The sequence below is a fragment of the Deinococcus sp. HSC-46F16 genome, assembly GCF_024171495.1.
Taxonomy (GTDB): domain Bacteria; phylum Deinococcota; class Deinococci; order Deinococcales; family Deinococcaceae; genus Deinococcus.
Window position 1 is genome coordinate 60996 of the sequence record NZ_JALJZW010000008.1, and the last position, 26836, is coordinate 87831.

Here is a 26836-nt window from a genome sequence, read left to right on the forward strand (position 1 = left end):
AGCCTTCGGCCGCCCGCACTCGCGGCTGGCCGAGTGCCTCTCAGCAAGGAGATGAGGCCCCCTTGACCTACTTCGCAGACAAACATCCCCTCGTCGCGGACATCTTCTCGCGCTACCCGGACAGCCCGCAGGGCCGCCGCTCGGCGTTGATGCCCCTGCTGCGCGAGGTGCAGGACGCCGAGGGCTTCGTCTCGGAAGCGCGGATGGCCGAGATCGCCCAGCTTTGCGGCACCACCGCCACCGAGGTCCGCAGCGTGATGAGCTTCTACTCGACCTACCACACCCTCCCGACCGGGCGGTACCACCTGCAGGTCTGCTCGACCCTGATGTGTGCGCTGGCGGGCAGCGACGAACTGTGGGACCACCTCGTGTCCCACCTCGATGTGCAGCCCGGCGACGTGAGCGCGGACGGGCGTTTCAGCGTGCAGAAGGTGGAGTGCCTGGGGTCGTGCGGCACCGCGCCCGTCGTGCAGATCAATGACGAGGGCTACTACGAGAACGTGACCCGCGGCAAGTGCGACCGCTTGATTGCCGCCCTGCGCCAGGACGCGCCGCCCCCACCCGACAACCCCGTCCCCGTCACCGTGCGAGAGGACGGACGGCAGATGACGGCGACGGGCGAGCGCGTGGGCGCGAGCATCCACGACCGGGGGCCGCTGCCCATGCCCACGCGGGCCGGAGGTGAGGCATGACCGTCGCGGACCCCGCCCCCCGGGCGATCACCAGCGGGAAAGACCCCCGCTTCGCCCCCAGCCTGTACGCGCATGTGGGCCAGGACCGGAGCTGGACGCTGGACTATTACCGCGAGCACGGCGGCTACGAGGGCGTCCGTCGCGCCTTTGCGATGGGTCCCGACGCCGTCATCGACGAGGTGAAGAAGTCGGGCCTGCGCGGACGCGGCGGCGCGGGCTTCGCTACCGGGCTGAAGTGGTCCTTTATGCCGCTGAACGACGGCAAGCCGCACTTCATCATCTGCAACGCCGACGAATCCGAGCCGGGTTCCTTCAAGGACCGTTACCTGCTCTCCGAGGACCCCCACCAACTCATCGAGGGGATGCTGATCGGCGGGTACGCGATGCGGGCCTCGGTGGGCTACATCTACATCCGGGGCGAATATGTCCACGCCGCCGAGCGGATGTGGGCCGCCATCGAGGAGGCGCGGGCGGCGGGGCTGCTGGGCAAGAACGTGCTGGGCAGCGGCTTCGACTTTCAGCTCTACGTGCACCGGGGAGCCGGGGCGTACATCTGCGGGGAGGAAACCGCGCTGATGAACTCGCTCGAAGGCCTGCGGGCCAACCCTCGCCTCAAGCCGCCCTTTCCCGCCGCCGCCGGGCTGTACGGCCTCCCCACGACCATCAACAATGTGGAGACCTTCTGCGCGGCCACCCAAATCCTGAAGTACGGCGCCGACTGGCACGCCTCGATGGGCACCGAGAAGTCCAAAGGCATGAAGCTCTTCCAGATTTCCGGCCCGGTGGCGCGGCCCGGCGTGTACGAGTTGCCGCTGGGGACCACCTTCCGCGAGCTGATCTACGACTGGGCGGGTGGGCCGCTGGAACCCATCAAGGCGATCATCCCCGGCGGGTCCTCCTGCCCGATGCTGCGCTGGGACGAGGCCACGCTGGACACCCCGATGGACTACGAGGCGATCGCCGCCGCTGGGTCCATGCTGGGCACGGGCGGGGTCACCCTCATCCCACAGGCCGACTGCATCGTGGATGTGACGTGGAACCTCGTGCGCTTCTACGCCCACGAGTCCTGCGGCAAGTGCACCCCCTGCCGCGAGGGCATCAGTGGCTGGATGGTCAAGATGTACGAGAAGCTCGTGCGCGGGCGCGGCATGCCCGGCGACGTGGAGCTGATTCTCGACATGTCCGAGAACATCGGGGGCCGCTCCTTCTGTGCCCTGGCCGACGCCTGCCTGGGGCCGGTCCTCAGCTCCATCAAGCTGTTCCGCGACGAGTACGACGTGCTGGTGCAGACCGGCCAGCCGACCTACCCGGCCCGCAATCGCTGGAGGAACGAATGAAAGTCACCATCGACGGCATCGCCGTCGACCTCCCGGCGGGCACCAGCGCGATCGACGCGGTGTTTCACGCCGGGCGCGACGTGCCGTATTTCTGTGCCCACCCGTACCTCTCGCCCGTGGGGGCCTGCCGGATGTGTCTGGTGGAAGCTGGAACGCCCCGCAAGGGCAAAGACGGCCAGTTCGAACTCGACGAGGCGACCGGGCAGCCCAAGATCTTCTGGATGCCCAAGCCGATGGCGTCGTGCACGATGCAAGCGACCGACGGCATGCACATCCGCACCGCCAAGACCTCGGACGTGGTTGCCAAGGCGCAGGCGGGCATGATGGAGTTCACGCTCCTGAACCACCCGCTCGACTGCCCCACCTGCGACAAGGGCGGCGCCTGCGAGCTGCAAGACCGCGCCTTCGAGTACGGGTACGGGGCCAGCCGCTACGGGTTCGACCGCCGTCACGCCGACAAGCATTACGCCTTGTCGGACTTCATCATCCTCGACCAGGAACGTTGCATCCACTGCAAGCGCTGCGTGCGCTACTTCGAGGAAGTGCCGGGGCAAGAGGTGCTCGATTTCATTGAGCGCGGCGGGCATACCTTTATCGACACGGAGGAAGGCGGCCTCCCGGTCGGCTTCCAGGGCAACATCGCGGACATCTGCCCGGTGGGGGCGCTGCTCGACAACGTGGCCCGCTTCCGGGGCCGCAACTGGGAGTACGACCACACGCCGACCACCTGTACGCTGTGTCCGGTGGGCTGCTCCATCGTCGTGGACGCCCGCAACGGCCGCCTGGAGCGCGTCGTATCGGGCGAGAACCGCGACGTAAACGAGATGTGGATCTGCGACGCGGGCCGTTTCGGGCACGTGTTCGCGACCGAGGAGCGGCTGACCCTGCCGCTGGTGCGGGTCGGCGGCGAGCTGCGCGAGGCCACCTGGGACCAGGCCGTGGACGCGATGCGCCAGGGCTTCCTGGGGCACGGCGGGAACGTGGGCCTGTACCTGAATGCCGACTCCACGCTGGAGGAAGGGGCGGCGCTCGTCGCCCTCGCCGAGGCCATCGGCACCGCCTCCCTCGACCACTGGCCGCGCTACGCCCACACCCCGATGGGCACCGCCACCCTGACCGACGTGGCGACCGCCGACGCTCTCGTGGTGCTGGGGGCCGACCTGGGCGAGGAAGCCCCGGTCGTCGAGCTGCGGATTTTGGAGGCCCTGCGCGGCGGCCTGCTCCCCGCCGGGTTCGCGCACGGCACCGCCATCGCGGACCTGCGCCTCACCGAACGCCCCGCCCGCCAGCCCGAGAAGCTCGCCGTGATCGGGCGCGAGTCGCGGCTGTGGGAGCACGCGGGGATTCGGGTGCCGGCCAGCGGGCCGAACGCCCTGACCCGCCTCGCCCGCCCCGACACCCCCGAACTCCAGGCGGCGCTGCGGCTGCTGGAAGGGGCCGAGAAGCCCGTGCTGATCCTGGGTGCCGACGTGCTGAACGGGGCCGACGCGGCCTTCTCGGCGGCGCTGAACAGCCTCGCGGGGCGGGTGGGCGCGAAGGTGCTCGCCATTCCCGCCGGGGCGAACAGCCGGGGGCTGGGGGGCCTTAACCTCGTGCCCGGCGCGGGGGGGCTGCCCTACGCGCGGCTGGACGGGGTGGGGGCGGCGTTCCTCTCGCGCCTGGACCCCGCCGCCCAGGGCCTGCCGGGCCGCGCCCGCGGCTTCACGGTCGTGCACGACACGCACCTCACCGCGACGGCGCAGATGGCCGACGTGGTGTTGCCCGCCGTCACGAACTACGAGAAGCGCGGCACCACCGTGAACCTCGAAGGCCGCCTGCTGGCGCTCACGCAAGCCCCGCTGCGGGCGGGCGAGGGGGCCGACCTGATTCGCGCCCTCGTAGCGGTGGCCGAGGCGCTGGGCCTCCGGCCCCCGGTGCGCGGATTGCGCGGAGCCCAGACGTGGCTGGAGGGCCGCTACGGACTGCGGCTGGCCGACGTGCCCGCAGGTGGTGTCCTTCAACCGCCCCGGCCCCCGCAGGACGCGGCCACCGAGCTGGCCTATACGCCCCAACTCTGGAAGCCGCGCATGGTGCCGCGCCCGGAGCGCCGGGGCAGCGGCGTCCTGGGCCGCGAGGCCCGCACCGAGCTGTGGGAACTGCCGATGGCGCCCTCGCCGCAGCCGGGAGGAGACGACTGATGCCCGACTGGCTCGCCACACTGCTGATCACGCTGCTCAAGGGCGTGCTCGTCGCCCTCGCGCTGCTGACCACCTTCGCCTACATGACCCTGATCGAGCGGCGGCTGCTCGCCCGGATGCAGATTCGCCACGGCCCGAACCGGGTGGGGCCGGGCGGCCTCCTGCAACCCCTGGCCGACGCGGTCAAGAGCATCTTCAAGGAAGACCTGCGCGTCACACTGGCCGACAAGCTGGTCTACACCGTGGCGCCCATCGTCGCCATCGGGATGGCGCTGACCGCCTTCGGGGGCATCCCGGCGGGTCCGGCGGGCTCGCTGTTCGGGGAGGACCCGTGGGTCTACCAGCTCGACGCGGGCATCCTCGCGCTGCTGGCGATCACGTCGATGGGCGTGTACGGCATCTTCCTGGGGGGCTGGGCGTCCGGGTCCAAATACCCCATCCTAGGCGGCCTGCGTTCCAGCGCCCAGATGATCTCCTACGAACTCGGCATGGGCCTGAGCATCCTGGGCCTGCTGATGCTGGTGGGCAGCACCGCCTTTCCGAATATCGTGGAGTGGCAGGCCGCCAACGGTTGGATGATCCTGTTTCAGTCGTTGGGTTTTGCCCTCTTTCTGGTGTCCTCCTTCGCGGAGACCAACCGCACCCCCTTCGACCTGCCGGAAGCCGAGCAGGAACTCGTGGCGGGCTACCTCACCGAATATTCCGCGATCAAGTGGGCGCTCTTCCAGATGGCCGAGTACGTCAACATGATCACGGCCTCGGCCATCATGGCGACCCTCTTTTTCGGCGGGTACCGGGGGCCGGTCTTCCTGGAAGGGCTGATTCCCGGCATCTCGGGCTGGCCGATCATCTGGCTGGTTGTCAAGATCGCCTTTTTCCTCTTCCTGTTCATCTGGGTGCGGGCCACGCTGCCGCGCTTCCGCTACGACCAACTCATGCGCTTCGGCTGGAAGCTGCTGCTGCCGCTCGCGCTCGCCAACACCATGCTGACTGCCGCCTACCTCGCCTTCGCGCGGGACCTGGGGCTGTGGCCGCTGGCGGGACTCAGCCTGCTGGGGTTGCTGGCGCTGTTCGCCCTAAGCGACCGGGTGCGCGGGCTGTGGAACAAACCGACTGGACGCCGGGGCGCGGACGACACGCTGCCCGCGCGGCCGCTGGGAGGGGACTGATGGTCCTCTCCACCCGAAGGAGGAGGAAGCCATGAGCGTGCTCGACATCGCCAAGGGCATGGGCGTGACCCTGGGCAAGCTGTTTCAGAAGCCCGTGACCGTGAGCTACCCGGAGGAGCGGGCCACCCTCCAGCCGCGCTTCCGGGGACGGCACGTGCTGACCCGGCACCCCGGCACGGGGCTGGAAAAGTGCATCGGCTGCTCGCTGTGCGCCGCCGTCTGCCCCGCCTACGCGATCTACGTGGAGGCGGCCGAGAATGATCCCCTCAACCCCACCAGCCCCGGCGAGCGCTACGCGAAGGTCTACGAGATCAACATGCTGCGCTGCATCTTCTGCGGGCTGTGCGAGGAAGCCTGCCCGACGGGGGCGGTGGTGCTGGGCAACGAGTTCGAGATGGCCGACTACCGCTACCGCGACCTCGTGTACGGCAAGGAAGACATGCTCGTCGGCGTGGACGGCTCCTTGCCGCAGCGCCGCGAGGCTGCCCGCACCGGCAAGCCCCTGCGCCGGGGCTTCCGGGTGGAGGGCGGCGCCCGCAAGGAACTGGAAGGGGTGGAGTACCCGACATGACGCAGGCAACGAACCTCAACTTCACTCCGGCCGGGGGGCAGCCATGATCGCCTTCATCCTCCTGGGGGCGCTCGCCCTCGTCGGCGCGGTGATTACGGTCGCGGCCCGCAACGCCGTTCACGCGGCGTTGGGGCTGGTGGGCACCCTGCTGAGCGTGGCGGGGCTCTTCGCCAGCCTCAGCGCGTCCTTTCTGGCGGCGGTGCAGGTCATCGTGTACGCCGGGGCGATCCTGGTGCTGTTTCTCTTCGTGATCATGCTGCTGGGCGCCAACCAGCCCATCACCGGGCGCGACCCGGTACCCTTCGTGCGCGAACTGGCGGGCCTCGGCGGGGTGATTCTGGCGGGAGCGCTGGCGATTATCGCTTTCTCCTACCGCGATCCCCGGCCCCTCGCTGAAAGCGCAGCGGTGCTGCGCGGCGGCACGGCGGGCGCGGTGGGCGAGACGTTGCTGACGCGCTTCCTGCTGCCCTTCGAGGCGGTGAGCATCCTGCTGCTGGTCGCCATCGTGGGGTCGGTGGCGCTGGTCAAGCGGCCCGTGCCCCAGCCCGACGGGCTGACCGATGCCGAGGGCGTGGCCCTGCCCGGCGAGGCGCCCGAACGCACCGCGCCCGAAGGCGGGGTGAGGGCCTGATGGACCTGGCACCGACCGCCTACTACGTGGCCCTCTCGGGGCTGCTCTTCGCCATCGGGATGATCGGGGTGCTGACCCGCCGCACGGCGATCATGATCTTCCTCAGTGTCGAGCTGATGCTGAACGCCGCCAACCTCGCGCTGGTGGCCTTTGCCCGGTCGTGGGGCGACCTCGCCGGGCAGACGGCCGTTTTCATCGTGATGACGCTGGCCGCCGCCGAGGTCGCCATCGGCCTCGCCATCATCGTCGCCATCTTCCGCAAGCGCGAGACCACCAACGTGGACGAGCTTGCTGGCCTGAGAGGCTGAGTGCGCGTGCCCCTGTATCTGCTTCCCCTGCTGCCCCTGATCGGCTTCGCGCTGCTGATGCTCTTTCCCCGCCTCTTTCCCGGCAAGGCGGGCGGCTGGCTCGCGTCCGGCACGGTGCTGGCGAGCTTCGTCATCGCCGTGATGCGCTACCTCGGTCAGGGCGACGAGCCCGCCCGCGAGGTGCTGTGGACGTGGCTGCCCAATATGGCACTCAACGCGAACTTGGCGGTCGGTTTCTGGTACGACCAGCTCTCCGCGCTGATGGCCCTGATCATCACGGGCGTGGGCTTCCTGATTCACCTGTACTCGGTGAGCTACATGGGCCACGACCGGGCGTTCACGCGCTTCTTCGCGTTCCTGAACTTCTTCGTGGCGATGATGCTGATTCTGGTGCTGGCCGACTCCTACCCTTTGATGTTCGTGGGCTGGGAGGGGGTGGGCATGGCCTCCTACCTCCTGATCGGGTTCTGGTTCTCGGGGCGCAACTCGGAGGCGTCCCAGAAGGATGTGCGCGAGGCCAGCGACCGCGAGGGCGTGGCGAACTCCAACGCCGCCCGCAAGGCCTTCATCATGAACCGCATCGGGGACCTCGGCTTCATGCTGGGGATGTTCCTGATCTACAAGCTGTACGGCACGCTGGTGATTCCCGAGCTGGCGCAGCGGGTGGAGGGAGCACAGGTCGCGGTGGCTGGAATCGAACTCGCCTGCCTCTTCCTGCTGGTGGGCGCGGTGGGCAAGTCGGGCCAGTTGCCGCTGACGACCTGGCTGCCCGACGCGATGGCGGGTCCCACGCCGGTCTCCGCGCTGATCCACGCGGCCACGATGGTCACGGCGGGCGTGTACCTGATCGCCCGCAGCCACTTCCTGTACGACCTCGCGCCGAATGCGTCCACCTGGGTGGCCTGGGTCGGTGGCCTGACCGCGCTGTACGGGGCACTCTCGGCGCTCAACCAGCACGACATCAAGAAGATTCTGGCGTACTCCACCGTCTCGCAGCTCGGGTACATGTTCATGGCCGTGGGCCTGCACGCGTACTCGGCGGGCGTGTTCCACCTGCTGACGCACGCCTTTTTCAAGGCCTTGCTGTTCCTCTCGGCGGGCGCGGTGATTCACGCGCTGCACGAGGAGCAGGACGTGCGGCGCATGGGCGGGATGCACAAGTTCATGCCCTTCACGCATATCACCGCGCTGATGGGCGTGCTGGCGATTGCCGGGATTCCCATCTGGAGCGGCTTTTTCTCCAAGGACGCGATTCTGGTCTCCGCCTTTGAAGCGAGTCCGGGGCTCTACGTGATCGGGCTGGGCGTGGCCTTCCTGACCGCCTACTACATGGGCCGCTGGTACTTCCTGGTGTGGCGCGGCGAATACCGGGGCAACGTGGCGCACCCCCACGAGGCCGATGGCCTGATGAAGGTGCCGCTGGGCATCCTGGCGGCGGGAGCCACCCTGATCGGCTTCCTCAACGTGCCGACCTTTCTGGGGGGCAGCCACGCTTTCGACGATTACCTGGGCCGGGCGATTCCGGTTCACGCCCACGAGATTCCGGTGGCGACCGAGTGGCTGCTGACGATCCTGGCCGTGGCCGCCGGGGTGGGTGGGCTGCTGTGGGCTTACTCCGAGCACCGCCGCCGCAACCTGGCCTCCGGGCCACTGGGGGCGGCGAGCACGAACGCGCTGTACCTCGACCGGGTGTATGACGGGCTGGTCGCGGCCCCGAGCCGGGCGCTCGCCGCCGGGCTGGACGCGGTGGACCGGGGCGTGGACGGCACGCTGTCGGGTGTGGCCCGCAACAGCGCGGCCCCCGGCGGGCTGTTCTCGCGCTGGCAGAGCGGCTTCGTGCGGACCTACGCGGTGTCCATGCTGCTGGGCACGGCCCTGCTGCTGGGCTACTGGGCGCTGCGGACGATTGGAGGCGGCGCGTGATTCACCTGATGATTTTCTTGCCCCTGCTGGGCGCCCTCCTGCTGCTCGTCACGCCGCGCACGTGGCGCGAGGAGGTGGCGGGCTTTGTCGCCGCGCTCACCCTGGGCCTGGGCCTGTGGCTGTGGCGCGACGGGGGAGCGGCGCTCTCCAGCGTCCCCTGGGTTCCAGCGCTGGGCGCGACCTACTCGGTGGAACTCGCGGGGCCGAGCCTCGCCCTCGCGCTGATCACCGCGCTGATGACGCTGGTGGCCGTGATCTACGCGGCCCGCCGGATCGAGAACCCCGGCACCATGCTCGCGCTGGTGCTGGCGATGGAGTCGGCGCTGCTGGGCCTGTTCGCGGCCCGCGACCTCGTGCTGTTCTACGTGTTCTTTGAGGCGGCGCTGCTGCCCTCGCTGCTGATGCTGGCGATCTACGGCGGGCCGGGACGGATGCGGGCGCTCGTCAAGTTCGCGGCGTACACGCTGCTGGGCAGCCTGCTGATGCTGCTCTCCATCATCGGGGTGCGCTATTACGGAGGCAGCCCGACCTTCGCCCTGCGCGACCTCGTCGCCAACCCGGTGGAGGGCGCCGCGCAGACGTGGCTGTACCTGGGCTTCCTCGCGGCGATGGCGGTCAAGCTCCCGCTGTGGCCGCTGCACGCCTGGCTCCCCGACTTTCACGAGCAGAACCACGCCAGCGGCATCCCCGACCTGATGGGCACGCTGTACAAGGTGGGCGGCTATGGGCTGTTCGCCTTCGCGTTGCCCCTCTTCCCAGAAGCCTCGCTGGAACTGCGCCCGGTGCTGATGGCGCTCGCGGCCTTCACCGCCCTGTACGGGGCCTGGATCGCCTTCCGGCAGACGAACTGGAAGCGGCTGCTGGCCTACGCGGGCTTATCCCACATGGGCATCGTGGGGCTGGGCATTTTCAGCCTGAACGAGACGGCCACCGTGGGGGCGCTGTACCTGCTGGCCTTTCAGAACGTGTACACCGGGGCGCTGTTCCTGGGTGTGGGGATGTTGCAGGAGCGCATCGGCAGCGTGGACACCCGCGTGGGCGGCGTGATGACGCAGGCGGGGGCCTTGAGCGGCCTCACGATGGCGCTGTGGTTCGCCTCCATCGCGGTGCCGGGGCTGGCAGGCTTTATCGGGGAATTCAGCGTGCTGCTGGGGGCCTATCAGGTCGCGCCGTGGCTGGCCTTTATTGCCGGACTCTCCACCATCGCCGCCGCCGCCTACGCGCTGACGGCCTTCCAGACGACCTTCTGGCAGGGGCGCCCGCTGGGGTCGGTGCGGGTCGCGGACCTGCGGCAGACCGAGTGGCTGGTGCTGGGCATCCCGCTGGCCGTCGCCGTCCTGTTCGGGGTGTACTCGGCCCCGGCCTTGAACCTGATTCAACCCGCCGTGCGCGGGGTGCTCTCTGCCCTGGGAGGAAGCTGAATGCTCACGGCCCCTGATATCGCCCTCGCGCCGCTGCTGCCCATCCTGCTGGTGCTGGCGGGGGCCGTGTCCAGCACGGTGCTGGGCTTTCACCTGCCCCGGCGCACCCTGACCTACATCAACCTCGCGCTGCTGATTCTCAGCGGCCTGGCGATGGGCCTGCTGTGGAGCGGCCCCGGCGAACTTCCCGCGACCGCGTTCGGCGGCGGCCTGCAAGCCGACAACGCCGCCATCCTGCTGGGCCTGACCATCGTGGTGGGCAGCGTGATGACCCTGCTGGTGAGCCTGGACACGGCCTACCGCGCCCGCGTGAGCTTTCCCGAATTCGACGCGATGCTGATGTACGCGATCACGGGCACGCTGCTGATCGCCTTCTCCGGCGACCTGATCGTGATGCTGATCGGGCTGGAGGTCATGAGCCTGGCGAGCTACGTGCTGGCGACCCTGCAGGACTCGCGCCGTGCCGAGGAATCCGGCCTGAAGTACTTCCTGCTGGGGTCGGTGGGCAGCGCGATCCTGATCTACGGCCTCGCACTGGTGTACGGGGCGACGGGCAGCCTGAGCTACGGGGGCATCGCGGAAGCCACGGCGGGCCTGACGCCCGGCAATCTCGGCCTCCTCGTGGGCGGGGCGCTGCTGCTGCTGGCGGGCTTCGGGTTCAAGGTGGCGCTGGCCCCCTTCCATCAGTGGACGCCCGACGTGTATTCCGGGGCGCCCACCTCGGTCAGCCTCTTCCTGAGCACGGTGGTGAAGGTCGCGGCCTTCGCGGGGATGCTGCGCGTGTTCGGCGGGGCGCTGCATAACGCGCCCTTCTGGGCCTCGGCGCTGCAGATCCTGATCGCGGCGACCCTGATTGTCGGCAACGCGGCCTCGCTGTTTCAGAACAACTTCAAGCGGATGCTGGCGTACTCGGCGGTGGCACACACCGGCTTCGTGGCGATGACCCTGCTGGGCACGCCGGGGCTGGGCGGCGCGGCGCTGGGCTACTACCTGCTGATCTACACGCTGATGACGGCGGCGGCGCTGGCGGTGGTCGCGGCGCTGCAACGGACGGAAGCGGGCATGGAGATTAACGACCTGCGCGGACTGTACTACCGGCACCCCGGCTACGCCATCGCGCTGGCGGTGTGCCTCGCCAGCCTCGCGGGACTGCCGCCTTTCGCGGGCTTCTTCGGCAAGTACCTCGCGTTCCAGGCGGCCTTCCAGAACGGGTACGTCTGGCTGAGCATTCTCGCGGTGCTGGCAAGCGTGGCTGCGCTGGTGTACTACCTGCGCCCGGCCATGCTGCTGTTCATGCCCGACCGCACCCCCGCCCGCGAGTACGCGCACGGCCAGCGCCCGGCGACCAACCTGACGGTGGCGCTGGGCGTCGCCGGAATCACCGTGCTGGGGCTGCTGCCCAACCTGTGGTACGGCTGGGTGGCGGACCCGGCGATCTGGGAGCTGCTGGCGGGGAGGTAAGGAAGTCACCAAGAGGAAGGAGCGAAAGCAGATGCCTTCGCTCCTCTTCCTTATATTGGCGTCTACTCCCGCTGCGCCTGCCCGTACTTCATCCGGTAGCGGCTGCGGCTGGCCGCTTCCAGCAGATCGGCGGGGGTGGAGGTCTCCGGGCTGGTGGTCGCCGCCCCCACCGAGGCCCGCAGGGGGAGGTCGCGGTAGCTCAGGCCGTCCAGCGAGGCGGTCAGGTTGTCCGAGAGAATGCCGATCTCGGCAGGACCGACGTTGTCGAGCAGCACGGCGAACTCGTCGGGTCCCCAGCGGAAGACGAGGTCGCCCCGGCGCTTCTGGGCCTGGAGGCGGGCGGCGAGGTCCCGCAGCACCTCGTCCCCGGCGCCGCGCCCGTACTTCTCGTTCACGGCCCGGAACCCGCTGAGGTCCACCAGCAGCAGCCCCAGCGGGCGCCCGGCGCGGCCCGGCCAGCGGTGCTCGACGGCGCGGGTAAAGGCGAGGCGGTTGCCCATGCCGGTGAGCGGATCGCGGGTGCCCAGCGTCCGGAGGGTCCACCAGCGTTCCAGCGCGACGAGCGCCATGCCCAGAATCGCGGCGACCGAGACGGTCACGCCGGGGAACCACAGGTTGACCAGCCACAGCGGGGCCGCCAGCCCCAGCGTGCCCAGCGCGATGCTGAAGCCCCACAGCCCGCCCAGCCACGCGGCCAGTGCCGCCGCCGCGACCGCGAGCAGGACGACCAGCCAGCCCGGCAGCCGGGTGGGGGGCGGCGCGAGCAGGGTGGACACGGCCTGGGCCTGCAGCACGGGCAACGGAGTGGGCTGTCCGGCGGGGTCGAGCAGGGTGGTGTCCGGCTCGCTGGCGGCCGTGACCCCCAGGATCACCACCCGCCCCTGGAGGTCTCCGAAGCGCACGTTGCCGTTCACCACGTCCCGGAAGGGGATGGCGGCGAGGCGGCTGGCGTCACGCCGAAACTGCCGCAGCAGCCGGGGCTGGGGGTCAAGCGGCACCGTCTGCCCCGCGCTCACGGCGAGCTGGCGCGAGAAGCTGGGCAGCAACTCGCCCGAGGGGTCGGGGTAGGCTGTCCGGAAGCGCCGTACCACCCCACTCGCGTCGGGGTCCAGGGTCACCACGCCGGTGGGAAGGCGCTGGCCTTCCAGGGGTGCGAGCGGTTCGCCGGGCGTGCTCGACAGGACCACGTTGGGTCGGGCGAACACCCAGGCGAGGTCCGGCGTCCGCGCCAGCGCCGAGAGCCGGGGGTCCAGGCCCACCGTCTGCACGCCCGCCTGATCCAGCGTATTCAGGGCCTGCGCGTACAGCTCGGGGGGCCAGACGGTGGGGGGGCCGTAGTCGCGCAGCGAGGTGTCGTCCACCCCCACGACCACCACCCGCCCGTCCGGGGGCGCGGGGAGGGCGCGGTTGAGGCTGTCCCACAGCCGCCCGTTCTGCGGAAAGAGCAGCCCCACCCCCAGCCCCAGCAGCGCGGCAGCAGGAACCGTCAGTCGGGAGAGGGGCCGTTCCCCGCCTCCCCGGCCGCGCTCAGGGAAGGACCGCATACGCCTCGTTTCCGGCCTCGTCGCGCACGGTGACCCGCACCGGGGTGCCGTCCGGTGGGGCGGGGAGGGGGAGGTCTATCACCGCCACCCCGGACGGCCCCACGGCCACCCGGCGGGTCTGGGTCTCGGTGCCCAGCCGCAGCGTGAGCGTGAGGCGTCCGGCGCGGCTCTGGGCGGTGCCGAGGTCGCGCAGGGTGCCTGTCACGCGCAGCAGCCTCCCCTCGCGCTCGGCCCGCAGCCCGGCGAGGCCAGGCGGCGTGCGGTCCACGACGATCGTGACCCGCCGGGTGCGCCGCTGCCCGCGCCAGTCGGCCCGGACCTCCACCCGCGCCTCGCCCTCGGGGAGGCTGCCCCCGGAGAGCTGGAAGCGGCCCGGCTGCCCGGCCACGGGTGCGAGCGCCAGCACCCGGCTTCCCACCACGGCACTCACGGTGGCGCCGGGCTGGGTGGTCACTCCCAGGGTCAGGGACCGCGCCGGGCTGCTCACCGGGTCCAGCCGCAGGACGAGGGGCGTCTGCGCCTGCGCGTCCAGTGCCGCGTTGGGCAGGGGGGTCGCCGCATTCCCAGTCGCCGCCGCGAACACCCCGAAGGTCTTCCGCAGGCCGGTGACCCCCACCGCAAAGGCGCTGCCCCGCAACCCGCTCCCCACCAGCGCGGGTTGCCCCGCCCCGCTGCGGACCACGTTCCAAGCCTGCCCCCGCAGCAGGCCCAGGGTGGTCGTGCCCGCCTCCGGCCCCGGCGTGGCCGTCAGCTCGCTGTTCTCCTGAAGCCGCAGGTACCCGCCGCCCAGGAAGCCCACCTCGGCCCAGGCGCCCGCCCCGGTGCTCAGCCGGGTGCCGGGCTCCAGCGCCGTCCCCACCCGCGCGACCGTGCGCGTGCCGCCCGCCGTGACGTACACCGGGCCGCGCGTGGCCTGCACGCTGGCCCGTCCGGTGCCCGTCAGCCGGGGGGCGTACCAGGGGGCCTCCTCCTCCCGGAAGGCGGTCACCCGGCCCGTGCCCAGCGCGACGGCCTGCCCGGCCTTTAGCCGCGTGGCCTTGCCCGCGACCGTCACCCGCGCCCCACCCGCCAGCACCGCGACCCGCTTAAGGCCCCCCACGCCCAGGTCGGCGCGTGCCTGCGCCCCCGCGTCCAGCGTCAAGGGTTGCCCCAGCGCGGTCAGGTTCAGCGGCCCCAGCAGCAGGAAGCGGCCCTCCTGAAGCTCGGCCCGCCCGCCCGTCACCCGCAGCCGCGAAGCCGGGCCGAGAAGCAGTTTCCCCGTCGTCCCATTGCGAAGGGTGGTCCACACCGCGCCGTCGCCCCCTGTCCGCAGGCCTGCCGTGACCGTCGCGGGTACCCGCAGGGGCACCCATCGCCCACCGGTCAGCGTTTCGGCACGGCCCTGAAGCTGCTCGGCCTTGACGAGGGGGGAGGGGCCGGAAGCCGCGTCCGCCGCCGGTCCCAGCAGCGCCGCGAGCAGGGCCGTGCGGAGAGGCAGGGAGGGGCGGGGCACGGGTGGCAGACTCACCCGGCCAGTCTACCGGGTCACCTCCGCCGGGCACCCGGCAAAACACCACGAAGGACCGCGCCCGTGGGAAGCCCGCCCTATACTGCCCGCCGTGCTTGTCGCCTTGCAGGACGCCACCAAGGAATACGGCCCCCTCACCGTGCTGTCGGAGATCACCTTCGCCGTGCAGCCCGGTGACCGGGTGGGGTTGGTGGGCCGCAACGGGGCGGGCAAGAGCACCTTGCTGCGCCTACTGACCGGCGAGGCCCGGCCCGACGGCGGCACCGTGCGCCGGGCACCGGGGGTGCGCGTGCGTGCGCTTCAGCAAGATCCCACCTTTCCGCCGGAGGCGACTGTGGACAGCGTGCTGGAAGCTGCCTTCCACGACCTCGACGCGCTGGAGGCCGAGCTGAGTGAGGCGGCAGAGGCGATGGCGAGCGGCACCCCTGAAAGCGTCCTGCACCACGAGGCCGTGCTGGAGCACTACGTCCGACGGGGCGGATTCGAGCGCCGCAGCCGCAAGGAAGCCGTCACCCTGGCCTTCGGCTTCCGGGGCCGTGAACACGACCCGGTGGTGGGGCTGTCCGGCGGCGAGCGCACCCGCCTGGGCCTGGCCGCGCTGCTGGTGGAAAACCCCGACGTGCTGCTCCTCGACGAGCCGACCAACCACCTCGACATCGTGATGGTGGAGTGGCTGGAGGGCTTCCTCTCGCGCTACCCCGGCGCGGTGCTGGTCATCAGCCACGACCGCGCCTTCCTCGACGCCGTGACCAATGAAACGGCTTACCTGCGCAGCGGTGGGCTGAGCGTGTACAAGGGCGGCTACACCACCTTCCGCGAGACGCTGGCCGCCGAACAGGAGCAGCAGGCCGCGCAGCACGCGCAGGACGCTCGGCAGATCGCCTCCCTCCAGGCCAGCGCCGACCGCATGAAAATCTGGGGCCTGGGGATGAGCAAGCTCGCCCGCCGCGCCAAGGCGATGCAGGCCCGCGTGGACCGGATGCAGGCCCGCGCCACGAGCGCCCCGCCCCCCGAGGAACGCACCACCCGCATCACCTTCCACGCGCCCGAGAGCGGCGACGTGGTGCTCGACGCCCGGCACCTCACCCGCCGCTTGGGGGGCCGTACCCTGTTCGAGGACGTGAATGTGCAGCTTCGCCGGGGCGACCGGGTGGCGATCATCGGGCGCAACGGGGCAGGGAAGACCACCCTGCTGCGGGCCTTGCTGGGCATGGACCCCTCCGACGACCCGCGCGGCCGGGTGCTGACGGGTGCCCGCGTCAGCGTGGGCTACTACGATCAGGCGCTGCGCGGGGTGGACCCCTCCCAGACCCTCTATGACGTGGCCCGCGAGTACGTGCAAAAGGACTTCGAGGCCCACAACCTGCTGGGCACCTTCCTCTTTCCCTACGACCAGCACGACAAGCAGGCCCGCATCCTCTCGGGCGGCGAGCGGGCGCGGCTGGCCCTCCTCAAGCTCGCGCAGGAGGACCACAACCTCCTCGTCCTCGACGAGCCGACCAACCACCTCGACATGGAGATGGTCGAGGCGCTGGAGGACGCGCTCACGGCCTACTCCGGCACCCTCCTCATGGTGAGCCACGACCGCGCCTTTATCGAGGGCCTGGCCGACCGCATCTGGTTGATCGAAGACGGGCACTTCTACGAGTACCCCGGCTGGGCCGATTACCGTGAAAAGCACCGACCCGCTGTGGTGGAGGAATCCAAACCCACGCCGAAGCCAGGGGTTGCACCCGCTCCGAAGGGCAAGGGCCTATGGCACCTCAAGCGCGAAGTGGAGGCGATCGAAGCCGACATCGCCCGACTGGAGGCCGACTTGGAGGAGGCCCAGGCTGCCCTCGCCGCCGCCGCCCCCGACGCCGATTTCGTGGCGCTGGGGCAGGCCGCGCACGACCTGGAAGTCCGACTGGAGGCGAAGATGACCGCCTGGGGCGAGAAGCAGGCCGAGGTGGAGGCGCGGGGAGGCTGACCCCTACAGCCCGGCCGGGAAGGTGTCGGGCACTTCCCCTTCGTCCTCCACCCCGGAGGTCGCGTCCAGCGGCACCAGCGCCGTCGTCCGGTCAAAGTGCAGGAGGGCGTCGTACATCCGCGCCGGGCGGGTGTGGACGTAGTGGCTCCAGCGCTCGGTCTCGGGGCGGTAGATCACGCCGATGAAGCGCTGAAGTTGCTCCTCGTCCAGCACGTCGGCCACGTCCGGCGCCCGCAGGTCCAGCCAGAAGTCGCCGCCGACCGCGTGCAGCCGCTCTTCCAGGCTGCCCTTTATGCCGGGCCGCACCCGCTTGGTGCGGGCGGGTTCGTCCCAGTCGTCCGAGGCGGTCACGTGGCCGTGGTGGGTGGTCTGCCCAAGGATGAAGGTTTCAAGGGGCCACCGCTCGCGCACGAGCTGCCCGAGGTTGTGCTCGCCCCGCGCCCACCCCATCTCGCTCGCGCGGGCATCCCCCAAGTGCGAGTTGTGCGCCCAAACGACGACCTTCTGCGGTCGCCCCTGCGCTTCACCGAGTTCGACCAGCGCCCCCAATGTCTCCGCCATATGCGAGTCGCGGATGTTCCACGATTCCTCGCGGCCCCGGAACATGGAGCGGTAGTAGCTCTCGGCGTTCTTGGCGAGGCGGGCATTCTGCTCGGCGTAGAAAAGTTCGTCGCCCCCCAGCGGCCCGTGAGCGGGGTCCGGCCCGCGGCGCTGGAGTTCGAGGAGTTGCGCAACGGCGGCGTCCTCGCAGGGTTCCTGGCGGCCGTATTCGGTGGCGTACCCGTAGGCCTGCGGGTTGTCCCCGAAGTGGTCGAAGCAGGCGTAGCGCCTCCGGGCGCGGCCCGCCGCCTCGGGGTCCACCCCTTCCAGATAGCGCACCACTTCCGCGACCGAGCGGTGCAGGCTGTAGAGATCGAGACCGTAGAAGCCCGCCTCCCGTCCTGGGTGTCGCGCGTTGTGATCGCGCAGCCAGCGGGCGAACCCGGCCATATCCTCGTTGCGCCACATCCAGCGGGGGAAGCGGGTGAAGTCGCTCAGGGCCTCTATTGCGTTCCCGTCGTCCCCTTGGCCGCGCACCCAGCGGCCCACCCGGTAGGCGTCGGGCCAGTCGGCTTCTGCGGCGACGGCGGTAAAGCCCTTCTCCTCGATCAGCCGCCGGGTCAGCCGTGCCCGCTCGCGGTAGAACTCGTGGGTGCCGTGCGAGGCTTCCCCGATCAGGACGAAGCGGGCCTCCCCGATGCGCTCCAGCAGAGCGTCGTAGTCGTGGGAGGCGCCGGTCAGCGGCCGGGCGGCGGTTTGGAGAGGGTCGGTCATGGTCACTCCTGGGGGCGGGCGGCGCGGGTCAGGGCCTCGCGCACCTCGTCGTCGGTCGTCTGGGCGAAGTCGCGATAGAACTGCCCCACCGCCATGAAGTCGGGCGGGGTGTGGAGGCAGACCACCTCGTCGGCCTCAGCTTCCAGAGCGCGGGCCGTCTCGGGTGGGGCGACGGGCACGGCCACGACGACGCGGGTGGGGGAGAGGGCACGCAGCGCCTGCAAGCCCGCCCGCAGGGTCGCCCCGGTCGCGATGCCGTCGTCCACGAGGATCACGGTGCGACCGGTGACGGGAACGGGAGTTCGGCCCTCCCGGTACACCTGCTCCCGCCGGGCGAGTTCGGCGCGTTCGCGGGCCTCGACCGCCTCAATCGCGTCCGGCCTGACCCCCGCGCGGCGAATCAGGTCGCCATTCAGGTAGCGCACGCCCCCGGAGGCGACCGCGCCCATCGCCACCTCCTCGTAACCGGGCACACCCAGTTTGCGGACCAGAAACACGTCGAGCGGAGCCCCCAACGCCCGCGCCACCTCCGCGCCCACGGGGACGCCCCCACGCGGGAGGGCCAGCACGGTGGCGTCCGGCCAGGGACCCCGCTCGCGCAGCCGGGCGGCGAGCTGCTCGCCCGCGTCCCGGCGGTTCAGGAAAAGGGGATAGGACATGTCGGACCTCGCCCCGATTCTGGACAGGCGGCCCGGTCCTCGCCACCCCGACTCGCTTTACCCGGCTGGGGCAGTGCCCTCACCCGGAATGCCCACAGGTGAGAGCCGCACGAAGAAGGGCGCGGCCAGATCGGTGTTGTCCACCACCACGCCCGCGTGCCCCTCCGGGTCGGCCTCGCGGAAATACAGGCGATTCCCCTCCACGTAGCGCCGGTTGGACTCCGCGTGAGGGTCGGGCGAACCGTACCCCGGCCCCCGCGCCGCCCCACGCGGCACCGACACCCCGAAGGGGACGCGCAGGAAGACCGAGTCGTCCCACACGTCCCGCAGTTCTGGGCGATGCAGAAAGAGGCCGTCGAGAATCAGGAGGCTGCCGGGAGGGGCGACCTCCTCCGATTGATGCACGGGTGAGTCGGTGGTGTGGTCGAAGATCGCCGTTCGGTAGCGCCCCGACCCACCCGGCCCCAGCGGGTCCAGCAGTGCCGACCGCAGTCCCGCAAGGTCGTAGGAATCCCGGTAAAACCCCTCCGGCGAGGTGCGCCCCCGGCGGTAGCGCACGGCCCTGGGAGCGTGAAAGCCGTCTATCGAGGCTCGAATGACGGTTTGGCCTCTCGCCTGCAGAACTTCGGCCAGCTCGTCCGCGAAGGTCGTCTTGCCCGCGCCGTCCACGCCGTCCACGGCCACGCGCAGGACGGGGGCGGGGGGCTGGGCTTCCAAGCGGTCAGCCAGACGGCGCAGCAGTTCGGTGCGGATGTTCACCCCCGCCCCCGGCTTTCACGCCAGATCATGACTCCAGCTCCGATCAGGTACACCACGCTCAGCACCGCATTGAAGACCCAGGACTCGCCCGCCTGCCAGTCGTTGAACGTTTCCGAGGCCCTCACGATGCCGAGAATCAAGATCAGCAGGACCAGGGCAAGCTTCCAGCGGTCCCTCACAACTTCAGGTCGCCCTTCTCCGTCACGTTCAGCCCCTGCGCCACGTCCCGCGCGGCCGTCTGGCGCTCGCGGTCGAGGTAGGTCTGGGCCTGCGAGACTTCACGCCCCAGCACCTGGATGGTGTCGCGGAAGCGGTCGAGGGCCTGGGTGCGGTAGGTGCTGATGGCGTCGAGCGCCCCATAGACCTCGCGGAAGGCGTTCTGGATGACCTGCGGGTCCACCGTCGCGCTGCCCGCCTGCCGCTGAATCTCGGTGGACTGCTGGCGCAGCAGGCTGGCGGTCGACCCGATCATCTTGCCGGTGGTGTCGTTGATCGCCGTGACCTGCCCCAGCACCGCCTGCTGGGTCCCCAGCGCCTGCGCGACCATGATGGCGGTCCGCAGCGCACTCACCGTCGTGGTGGTCGCCCGGTCCACCCCCTTGATCAGTTCAAGGTTGTTGCGCCGCACGAGGTCGAGGGCGAGGTAGCCCTGGATCGCCACCGCGAGTTGCGTGAGCAGGTCCGTCACCCGCTGCCGCACCGCGAACAGCAGCTCCTCGCGCACCACGCGGGCCTTTTCGGGGTCGGTCTGCTCCAGGGTGTGCAGCCGCGTGGTGAGCGCCTCGTCCACCGCCGTCCCCACGTGGGCGTACTGGCGCAGTTTCTGCATGGTTTCCCAGAGGTGGACCTTTTCCGTCTCGATGCTGGCGTTGTCGCGCCGCAGCTCGTCCTGCGAGCGGTAGAGCGTTTCCAGAATCGCGTTGAGGTGGCTCTGGGCGCTCTGGTAGCGGTCCATCGCGTTCACGGCCTTGCGCCCGCCCGGCAGCTTGCGCAGAAAGCCCCGCGCGGTGGGCGTGCGGCCGGGGTCGAGGTCTTCCACCGTGCGCCGCAGGTCGGTCAGGCCCTTCAGGATGTCGCTGCCCTCGGCGAGCGAGCCTGCCTTGGTCGCCCGCAGGGGCCGCTCCAGCATCCGGCTGGACACCTGCGCCGCCGCCCGCTGCTCCGGCACGCCGAGGTCATGCACCGCGTCGAGCTTACGCTTGAAGTCGGGGCTATGCGTTCCGACGTGCAGCACGTCCTCCACAAAGGCCCGCGCCATCGCGTCGAGCCGGGTGCGGTCCTCGGCCGAGAGAGGCACCATCTCCGGAGCCTCCTGCGCCTTCACCGGGGCCACCGCCTCGGGCGCTTGCAGCAGGGCGTCGGGCGGGGTCAGGGGGCCGGGCTTGTCAGCACTCATGTCCCACAGTACGCCGGAAGTGGGCGGGGGGTTGCGTCGGGGGAAAGGTGGAGGAGGGGCCAGCCGCCAGTGTTCATCCGCCCGCTTCCAGCCGCCAGCAAAAAACCCCACGCGCCGGGGCGGGTGGGGTGGGGGAGGAGGAGACGGGGATCAGCGGGTCTGGCCGCCGCCGGTGCCCGTGCCGAGTTGGACCGGCTGTCCGGCCACGTTCACAAGTTGCACGCGGGTGAAGGTGCCCGGCACGCGCACCAACGTCCAGGGGCTGGTGAGGGCCTGGGTGGTGATCGCGCCCGGCCCCGGAGCGCGGATGTCCACCGTCAGGGTGAGGACACCGTTCTGAACGCTGGCGCCCGTGACCTGGACGCCGTACCCCCCGGTGGGCCGCTGCCCCAGGAAGACGCCGACCACCGTTTCACCGGAGCGCAGGGCGGGCACGGCGGGCGTTCCCGTCTGGTTGCCGTAGGCGACGCGGTACAGGGCATTCAGCGCGGCCTGGGTGCTGGCAACCTGCACGGCGGGGGTGTTCACGGCGGCGTTGGTGCCGCTGGCGAGTTCGGTGACGCTCACGCGGCCTCCGGGGGTGGGGGTGACGCTGGGGGTGGTGATGTTTGTCGTGGGTGCGGTGAACGTCACGATGCCCGCAGGCAGTCCCGCCGCGCTCAGGCGGCGCTGCACTTCGGCGCGGTCGGTCGCCGAGAGATTGAAGTTGACCTCCACGACGCCCCGGTCGCTCACCCCCACGGTCGAGAGACTGGAAAGACCAGTGAGCAGAGACTGGGCCTGCTGCAACTGCGAGAGACGGTAGCCGGAAGGGTAGACGCGGTCGTTGGCCGGAGCTTCCGGCGTCGGCGTCTCGGTCACCGTGCCCGTCGCTCCCGGCGCGTTGGGGGCAAAGGTCACCACACCCGTGGGCAATCCGGCCTGCGTCAGCCGTTGCAGCACCGCGACCCGCTGCACGGCGGTGCCCACCGTCACGCGCACGCGGCCCTGGGTGGGGTCGAGTTCCAGCGCACTCAGGCCGGGCAGCCCTGCCAGCGCCCGCTGCGCCGCCTGAAGCTGCTCGGTGGTGTAGCCCGATGGGTAGGTGGCGGCGCGTTCCGGCGCGGTCTGGGTCTGCACCGGGGCTGTCTGCGTAGGGGCGCTCAGCGGCGTGGCGGGAATGGCGTTGACACTCTGCGCGGCGGCGAGGGTACCCGCGCCCAGGGCCAGAGACAGGAGGAAGGTCCGGGTCATGGCTCCAGCCTCGCCCGTGGCCGCTGACCGTGCATGAGCGCCCGTATACTCGCGTTCATGATTGATCCCGTCAGCTCGGCGCCGCTGGACGCAGGGGAGGTGGGGCACCTCGCCCGCCTCGCGCGGCTGGACCTCACCCCCCAGGAACAGGAAGCCCTGCGCGGCGACCTCGGCCGCATCCTGGGCTACTTCGAGCAACTCCGGGCGGTGGACACCGCCGGAGTGGAGGAGATGCAGCGCCCCGTCACCCTCGTCAACGTCCTGCGCGACGACGTGCCCGGTGAAGTCTTCGCGCCGGAGGTCGTGGCGACCCTCGCCCCCGAGATGGAGGGCGGCTTCGTCCGAGTCCCGCGTACAGTGGAGACCGACTGATGTTGGACCTCAAATTCATCCGCGAAAACCCCGAAGCCGTTCGCCACGCCATCGAGGTGAAGGGGGTCGCCCTCGACCTGGGCGAGCTGCTGAACCTCGACCGGGAGGTCGTCGCCTCGCGCCAGCGCGTCGAGGCCCTCCAGACCGAGCGCAACGCGAACGCCAAGCTCGTCCCCAAGGCGTCCCCCGACGAGCGCCCGGCCCTGATTCAGAAGGGCAAGGACCTCGGGGAAGAGTTGAAGGCGTTGGAACCGGAACTGCGCGGAGCCGAGGAGCGGCTGCGCGGGCTGCTGCTGCGGGTACCCAACCTGCCCCACCCGTCCGTTCCAGTCGGTAAGGACGATTCGGAGAACGTGGAGCTGCGCCGCGAGGGACAGGTGCCCGAGTTCGCCTTCACCCCCCTCGACCACGTCGAGTTGCTGGAGCGCCAGGGGTGGAGCGACCCCGAGCGGGTGGCGCGGGTGTCCGGGAGCCGCTCGTATCTCCTCAAGGGCGACGCGGTGATGCTGGAAATGGCCGTGCTGATGTTCGCCATGGACTTCCTGCGCGGGCGCGGCCTCACGCCCCTTTCGACCACCGCGCTGGTGCGCCCCGAGACGTTCGTGGGGTCGGGTCACTTCCCTGGCGGCGAGGATCAGGTCTACAAGGTGGAAGGTGACGAGCTGATGCTGGCCGGAACCGCCGAGGTGCCGGTCAACAGCCTGTACGCGGGCGAGCAGCTCTCGGGCGACCAACTCCCCATCGCCTACGCCGCCATCAGCGCCGCCTTCCGCTCGGAGGCCGGGTCGGCGGGGCGCGACGTGCGCGGGCTGATTCGCGTCCACGAGTTCCGCAAGGTCGAGCAGTACGTGATGACGCGGGCCGACGAGGAAGAAGCGCTGGGCTGGTTCGCCCGCATTCTGGAAAACGCCGAGGCGCTCTTGCGGGCGTTGGAGCTGCCCTACCGGGTCGTGCAGAACTGCACGGGCGACATGGGCGCGGGCAAGGTGCTGATGTACGACCTCGAAACCTGGGTGCCCAGCGAGGAGAAGTACCGCGAGACGCACTCCTGCTCGTACCTGGGCGACTGGCAGGCCCGCCGCACCGGCCTGCGCTACCGCGACGAGTCGGGACGGCTGGTGTACGCCCACACGCTGAACAACACCGGCATCGCCTCGCCGCGCATCCTGGTACCGCTGCTTGAAAACCACCAGCAGGCCGACGGGACGGTGCGCGTGCCCGCCGCCCTGCGCCCTTACCTCGGCGGGCGTGAGGTGCTGGGTGTCCCCGTGCGGGAAGTGGCGACGGCGTAATCGGCGGGAACCGCAGCCGGAGTTTGCGGGTATGGAGGCTCCGGCTTTCGCTTACCATTGACAGGTCCGGTAAGGGACGGGGCGCATGACAACCGGGGAAAAGCGAGGGGGAACAACGAGACGGAGCGTGGAAGCGCCCGGAGTCACGATCCGGGCGCTTCGGAAAGGGGGTGGTCGCTTTGCCTAACCAGCAAAAGCGTACCAAAAACCCCCGCCGGAAGCCACTGAAGCCTGCTGAATTCGCCGCGATCCTCGTGGCGTTCGGCGCGGTGCTCAGTGGGCTGGCGGCCCTGATTCAAGCCCTGAGGTAAGCCCTCTCGCCCCCGGTTGCGCCTTGCTCAGGATCACGGCGGTGTCAGGTCATACGGTTGCCGTCCAATCCGTTATCGAACCGGGAAGGCGCCGGTTCAATAACTCCTTTCCCGGCAACTGTTTTATTCCCACTCGCTCCGCTCGGGTTGAACAGTTTTTGTAACTGTTCAACCGGAACTTATATCAGGTGGCCTGGCCCTTTTTTGTGTAGCTTGCCGGAGATGAAAGGGCGCTTGCGGTCGGTGCTGGCGCTGGGTGCGTTGCTGGGTGGTGGGGCTCTCGCTGGCGGTGTGGCGACGCCTCCCTCCTGGCTCGGCCAGCGGGTCGACGTGGCACAGACGGCGTTTTGCCGGGCGTGGGGGTGCGAGTTGGTGGAGGTGCGGGAGAACGCCCGCGATGTCGTGGGGGCATTCGACGGCACCCTCCGCCGCTACCGGCTGCGGGACGGCTGGACGCTGGATGTGGGCGTGAGGCCCGCCGGGTGGGTCAGCACTGCGCGGCTCTATCTGCCTGCCGGGCCGGGTCCCATCGTCAATACCGAACTCAACACCCTGTCGCCCCAGGGACACCGCTTGGCCGCCGAGTTCCTGACGGTCCTCACGGGGCGCCGCTTCAGCCCCGATGCCGTGGCCGCCTGCGAGGACCAGGAATTGGCCGAGTACAGCCGCGATCCGGTCAGGTTCCGCTCTGCTTCCGGCCGCCTGCTCAGCCGTTGGACGACCCCGGCCGGGTGGCCCTACCGGGCATGGTGTACGGCCGTCAACGAACCGGGTGTCCGCGCCGGGTGGCGGCAGGACTGAGGTTTTCCCCATCGCCACCCGTTACCCTGGCCCACATGGACATTCCGCGTGAGCTGCTCGACGAGACGCAGGCCCGCTACATCCGCCGCGACCCCGAGCGGGCGCAGACCCTGGAGCGGCTGAGCGCGGGCGGTCCCCTCGCCGCCGACACGGAGACGCGGGTGGAAGCCCGCCTGACCCGCCTGGGCGTGCCCCTCCCCGAGGCGCGGGCGGTGGCGGAAGGGCAGGCCGATGGGCTGGCGGTCGCGGCGCGGCTCCCGGAAGACACCCGGCTGCCGCTGGAGCGCGTGCTGGGGGCCAACGATCTGGTGGGCGTCGCTTACCTCGACCTCGCGCGGGCGGCGTCGCGGGCGGTGGGGCGCGTCGTGCTGCGCGACAGCCGGGGACGGACGCGGGGCTACGGGACAGGCTGGCTGTGCGGTCCCGGTGCCCTGCTCACCAACCACCACGTGCTGGAGGACGCGGCCACGGCCCGCACCGCCGTCATCGAGTTTGACTACGAGCTGCGGCCCGACGGCACCCTGCGCGACCGGGTGACGCTGAACCTCGACCCCGACACGCTTTTCCTGACCTCGGAGGCGCTGGACTATTCGCTCGTCGCGGTGGGGGGCGACACGTCGGCCTTCGGGTGGCTGCCCCTCTTCGGCAGCGTGGGCAAGGTGCTGGTGGGCGAGGCGCTGAGCATCATCCAGCACCCTTCCGGCGAGCCCAAGCAGATCGCCCTGCGCGAGAACCGCCTCGTGGACCTGCTTCCCGACTTCCTGCACTACGAGACGGACACCGCGCCGGGGTCGAGCGGCAGCCCCGTCTTCAACGACGCCTGGGAGGTCGTGGCCCTGCACCATAGCGGCGTGCCGCGCAAGGACGCCCAGGGCCGCACCCTGCGGCGTGACGGGCAGCCCGTGCAGCCCGGCGACCCGGACACCCTGATCGACTGGATTGCCAACGAGGGGGTGCGGATCAGCCGCATCGTGGAGGACCTGCGGGCGCGGGCGGAGGGGGCTTCGAGTTCCCTGCTCGCGGGCGTGCTGGCGGCCCAGCGGCCTTCGGTGGCGACCGAGCGGCAGAGCGCCGGGGCTGCTCCCGTCCTCGACCTCGGAAACGTCACGGTGGGGGCGGATGGGGTGGCGACGGTGCCCGTCACCCTGCGGCTGCGGGTGGGGGGTGGGGAAGCGAGTCGCCCGGCGCCCATCCCCTCCCGCCCCTACCTCGATCCGGCGGATGGGGAGAAGGCGGCAGCGTACTACGCCGGACTGCCGGAAGGCGGTACCCCCCAGGCCCGTTTTCAGGCCCTCTCCGACCTCGTGACCCGCACCCACACCCGGACCCTAGGCTACGACCCGGCTGACGACCTCTATCCCTGGGTGGACCTCTGGCCGGACGGCAAGCTGCGCAGCCTCTACTCGGCCCGCGAGCACGCGCCGGGGGAGTTCATCGCCGCCGACCGCGCCGCGCAGGAGCGGCGTCTGGCCCTGGCCGCCCGCGGGGGATTGGACGCGGAGGCGCTGGAAGCCGCGCTGCCCTACAACTGCGAGCACGTCGTGCCGCAGTCGTGGTTCGGCAAGCGCGAGCCTATGCGCGGGGACCTGCACCACCTCTTCGCCTGCGAGCCGGACTGCAACTCGTTCCGGGGCAATACCCCCTACTTCGACTTTCCCGACTACGGCGAGGCCCTCCGCAGCGACTGCGGGCGGCGCGAGCCCGGCGAGTTCGAGCCCGCGCACGGCAAGGGGGCGGCGGCCCGCGCGACCCTCTATTTCCTGCTGAGGTATCCCGGCGTGGTGCGGCAGTACGCGGAACGGCACCTCCAGACCCTGCTCGCGTGGCACGCCGCCGACCCGCCCGGCGACTGGGAACGGCACCGCAACGCGGCGATCTGGGAGAAACAGGGAAACCGCAACCCGCTAATCGACCGGCCGGAATGGGCGGCAGAGGTGGCCTTCGGTGAGGGACTGGGGCGCTGAGCGGGGGCAGACCCGTTACCCTACC

The 26836-nt window shown here is 70.5% G+C and carries 23 protein-coding genes; 15 read left to right on the forward strand and 8 right to left on the reverse strand.

What is annotated here, in order from left to right; all coding sequences use genetic code 11:
- Window positions 1-62: 62 nt before the first annotated feature.
- The 10 genes from nuoE to L1280_RS14525 are packed head-to-tail and all read left to right on the forward strand — an operon-like array spanning window position 63 to window position 11690.
- A complete protein-coding gene (gene nuoE / locus L1280_RS14480; RefSeq protein WP_253583009.1) occupies window positions 63-692 on the forward strand; it encodes an NADH-quinone oxidoreductase subunit NuoE in 630 nt (209 codons plus the stop codon).
- A complete protein-coding gene (gene nuoF, locus L1280_RS14485; protein WP_253583010.1) occupies window positions 689-2029 on the forward strand; it encodes an NADH-quinone oxidoreductase subunit NuoF in 1341 nt (446 codons plus the stop codon). The genes nuoE and nuoF overlap by 4 nt, the downstream gene beginning before the upstream one ends.
- The gene (gene nuoG / locus L1280_RS14490; RefSeq protein ID WP_253583011.1) at window positions 2026-4206 is read left to right on the forward strand and encodes an NADH-quinone oxidoreductase subunit NuoG; all 2181 of its coding nucleotides are present in this window, start codon (window positions 2026-2028) and stop codon (window positions 4204-4206) included. Before nuoF ends, nuoG begins: the two co-directional genes overlap by 4 nt.
- Complete coding sequence (gene nuoH, locus L1280_RS14495; RefSeq protein WP_253583012.1) at window positions 4206-5375, forward strand: NADH-quinone oxidoreductase subunit NuoH; 1170 nt, start codon at window positions 4206-4208, stop codon at window positions 5373-5375. Before nuoG ends, nuoH begins: the two co-directional genes overlap by 1 nt.
- 31 nt (window positions 5376-5406) lie before the next feature.
- Window positions 5407-5946: an NADH-quinone oxidoreductase subunit NuoI gene (gene nuoI / locus L1280_RS14500; RefSeq protein WP_104990194.1), complete on the forward strand. Its 540-nt coding sequence runs from the start codon at window positions 5407-5409 to the stop codon at window positions 5944-5946.
- 43 nt (window positions 5947-5989) lie between these two features.
- A complete protein-coding gene (locus L1280_RS14505; RefSeq protein WP_253583014.1) occupies window positions 5990-6577 on the forward strand; it encodes an NADH-quinone oxidoreductase subunit J in 588 nt (195 codons plus the stop codon).
- Between the two features lie 5 nt (window positions 6578-6582).
- On the forward strand, window positions 6583-6885 hold the full coding sequence (nuoK, locus tag L1280_RS14510) for an NADH-quinone oxidoreductase subunit NuoK (protein ID WP_253583061.1): 303 nt from the start codon (window positions 6583-6585) through the stop codon (window positions 6883-6885).
- Window positions 6886-6891: 6 nt separating this feature from the next.
- Window positions 6892-8808 (forward strand): NADH-quinone oxidoreductase subunit L, encoded by a 1917-nt coding sequence (nuoL, locus tag L1280_RS14515; protein WP_253583063.1) that lies wholly within the window; start codon window positions 6892-6894, stop codon window positions 8806-8808.
- A complete protein-coding gene (locus L1280_RS14520; protein WP_253583015.1) occupies window positions 8805-10229 on the forward strand; it encodes an NADH-quinone oxidoreductase subunit M in 1425 nt (474 codons plus the stop codon). Before nuoL ends, L1280_RS14520 begins: the two co-directional genes overlap by 4 nt.
- A complete protein-coding gene (locus L1280_RS14525) occupies window positions 10230-11690 on the forward strand; it encodes an NADH-quinone oxidoreductase subunit N (RefSeq protein ID WP_253583016.1) in 1461 nt (486 codons plus the stop codon).
- Window positions 11691-11752: 62 nt separating this feature from the next.
- Here the strand turns inward: L1280_RS14525 and L1280_RS14530 are convergent, their stop codons facing one another.
- Together L1280_RS14530 and L1280_RS14535 are read right to left on the reverse strand one after the other, a co-directional pair.
- A complete protein-coding gene (locus tag L1280_RS14530) occupies window positions 11753-13234 on the reverse strand; it encodes a diguanylate cyclase (RefSeq protein WP_253583017.1) in 1482 nt (493 codons plus the stop codon).
- The gene (locus L1280_RS14535) at window positions 13218-14741 is read right to left on the reverse strand and encodes a FecR family protein (protein ID WP_253583019.1); all 1524 of its coding nucleotides are present in this window, start codon (window positions 14739-14741) and stop codon (window positions 13218-13220) included. Before L1280_RS14535 ends, L1280_RS14530 begins: the two co-directional genes overlap by 17 nt.
- 91 nt (window positions 14742-14832) lie before the next feature.
- Here L1280_RS14535 and abc-f point away from each other — a divergent pair, with 91 nt between their 5' ends.
- Entirely contained in the window at window positions 14833-16710 is a 1878-nt protein-coding gene (abc-f, locus tag L1280_RS14540; protein WP_253583021.1) for a ribosomal protection-like ABC-F family protein, read from the forward strand.
- 3 nt (window positions 16711-16713) lie between these two features.
- On the opposite strand, the gene L1280_RS14545 is transcribed toward abc-f, so the two are convergent.
- The 6 genes from L1280_RS14545 to L1280_RS14570 all read right to left on the reverse strand — a co-directional run bounded on the left by L1280_RS14545 (window position 16714) and on the right by L1280_RS14570 (window position 22071).
- Entirely contained in the window at window positions 16714-18024 is a 1311-nt protein-coding gene (locus tag L1280_RS14545; protein ID WP_253583022.1) for an erythromycin esterase family protein, read from the reverse strand.
- A gap of 2 nt (window positions 18025-18026) precedes the next feature.
- Window positions 18027-18683 (reverse strand): phosphoribosyltransferase, encoded by a 657-nt coding sequence (locus tag L1280_RS14550; protein ID WP_253583024.1) that lies wholly within the window; start codon window positions 18681-18683, stop codon window positions 18027-18029.
- A 57-nt stretch (window positions 18684-18740) separates the two neighbouring features.
- On the reverse strand, window positions 18741-19442 hold the full coding sequence (locus L1280_RS14555) for a uridine kinase (RefSeq protein ID WP_253583025.1): 702 nt from the start codon (window positions 19440-19442) through the stop codon (window positions 18741-18743).
- Window positions 19439-19621 carry a hypothetical protein gene (locus L1280_RS14560; protein WP_253583026.1) on the reverse strand — a complete coding sequence of 61 codons (183 nt, stop codon included), beginning with the start codon at window positions 19619-19621 and terminating at the stop codon, window positions 19439-19441. The genes L1280_RS14555 and L1280_RS14560 overlap by 4 nt, the downstream gene beginning before the upstream one ends.
- On the reverse strand, window positions 19618-20838 hold the full coding sequence (locus L1280_RS14565; protein WP_253583029.1) for a toxic anion resistance protein: 1221 nt from the start codon (window positions 20836-20838) through the stop codon (window positions 19618-19620). The genes L1280_RS14560 and L1280_RS14565 overlap by 4 nt, the downstream gene beginning before the upstream one ends.
- A 150-nt stretch (window positions 20839-20988) precedes the next feature.
- Complete coding sequence (locus L1280_RS14570; protein ID WP_253583031.1) at window positions 20989-22071, reverse strand: protease complex subunit PrcB family protein; 1083 nt, start codon at window positions 22069-22071, stop codon at window positions 20989-20991.
- A 57-nt stretch (window positions 22072-22128) separates the two neighbouring features.
- Here L1280_RS14570 and gatC point away from each other — a divergent pair, with 57 nt between their 5' ends.
- From gatC to L1280_RS14590, 4 genes are all read left to right on the forward strand, one after another.
- The gene (gene gatC, locus L1280_RS14575) at window positions 22129-22443 is read left to right on the forward strand and encodes an Asp-tRNA(Asn)/Glu-tRNA(Gln) amidotransferase subunit GatC (RefSeq protein WP_253583033.1); all 315 of its coding nucleotides are present in this window, start codon (window positions 22129-22131) and stop codon (window positions 22441-22443) included.
- Window positions 22443-23735, forward strand: a complete 1293-nt coding sequence (gene serS, locus L1280_RS14580; RefSeq protein ID WP_253583036.1) for a serine--tRNA ligase — start codon at window positions 22443-22445, stop codon at window positions 23733-23735. The genes gatC and serS overlap by 1 nt, the downstream gene beginning before the upstream one ends.
- Before the next feature lie 533 nt (window positions 23736-24268).
- Window positions 24269-24847 carry a hypothetical protein gene (locus L1280_RS14585; protein ID WP_253583038.1) on the forward strand — a complete coding sequence of 193 codons (579 nt, stop codon included), beginning with the start codon at window positions 24269-24271 and terminating at the stop codon, window positions 24845-24847.
- Between the two features lie 35 nt (window positions 24848-24882).
- Window positions 24883-26811, forward strand: a complete 1929-nt coding sequence (locus L1280_RS14590; RefSeq protein ID WP_253583040.1) for an endonuclease — start codon at window positions 24883-24885, stop codon at window positions 26809-26811.
- The last annotated feature ends 25 nt before the right edge of the window (window positions 26812-26836 follow it).

What these genes read in the sequence shown, in the direction of transcription:
- nuoF (WP_253583010.1), top strand. Translation starts at nt 689, where the DNA reads ATGACCGTCGCGGACCCCGCCCCCCGGGCGATCACCAGCGGGAAAGAC.
- nuoG (WP_253583011.1), top strand. Translation starts at nt 2,026, where the DNA reads ATGAAAGTCACCATCGACGGCATCGCCGTCGACCTCCCGGCGGGCACC.
- nuoH (WP_253583012.1), top strand. Translation starts at nt 4,206, where the DNA reads ATGCCCGACTGGCTCGCCACACTGCTGATCACGCTGCTCAAGGGCGTG.
- nuoI (WP_104990194.1), top strand. Translation starts at nt 5,407, where the DNA reads ATGAGCGTGCTCGACATCGCCAAGGGCATGGGCGTGACCCTGGGCAAG.
- L1280_RS14505 (WP_253583014.1), top strand. Translation starts at nt 5,990, where the DNA reads ATGATCGCCTTCATCCTCCTGGGGGCGCTCGCCCTCGTCGGCGCGGTG.
- L1280_RS14525 (WP_253583016.1), top strand. Translation starts at nt 10,230, where the DNA reads ATGCTCACGGCCCCTGATATCGCCCTCGCGCCGCTGCTGCCCATCCTG.
- L1280_RS14530 (WP_253583017.1), bottom strand. Translation starts at nt 13,234, where the DNA reads ATGCGGTCCTTCCCTGAGCGCGGCCGGGGAGGCGGGGAACGGCCCCTC.
- L1280_RS14545 (WP_253583022.1), bottom strand. Translation starts at nt 18,024, where the DNA reads ATGACCGACCCTCTCCAAACCGCCGCCCGGCCGCTGACCGGCGCCTCC.
- L1280_RS14550 (WP_253583024.1), bottom strand. Translation starts at nt 18,683, where the DNA reads ATGTCCTATCCCCTTTTCCTGAACCGCCGGGACGCGGGCGAGCAGCTC.
- L1280_RS14565 (WP_253583029.1), bottom strand. Translation starts at nt 20,838, where the DNA reads ATGAGTGCTGACAAGCCCGGCCCCCTGACCCCGCCCGACGCCCTGCTG.
- L1280_RS14570 (WP_253583031.1), bottom strand. Translation starts at nt 22,071, where the DNA reads ATGACCCGGACCTTCCTCCTGTCTCTGGCCCTGGGCGCGGGTACCCTC.
- gatC (WP_253583033.1), top strand. Translation starts at nt 22,129, where the DNA reads ATGATTGATCCCGTCAGCTCGGCGCCGCTGGACGCAGGGGAGGTGGGG.
- serS (WP_253583036.1), top strand. Translation starts at nt 22,443, where the DNA reads ATGTTGGACCTCAAATTCATCCGCGAAAACCCCGAAGCCGTTCGCCAC.
- L1280_RS14585 (WP_253583038.1), top strand. Translation starts at nt 24,269, where the DNA reads ATGAAAGGGCGCTTGCGGTCGGTGCTGGCGCTGGGTGCGTTGCTGGGT.
- L1280_RS14590 (WP_253583040.1), top strand. Translation starts at nt 24,883, where the DNA reads ATGGACATTCCGCGTGAGCTGCTCGACGAGACGCAGGCCCGCTACATC.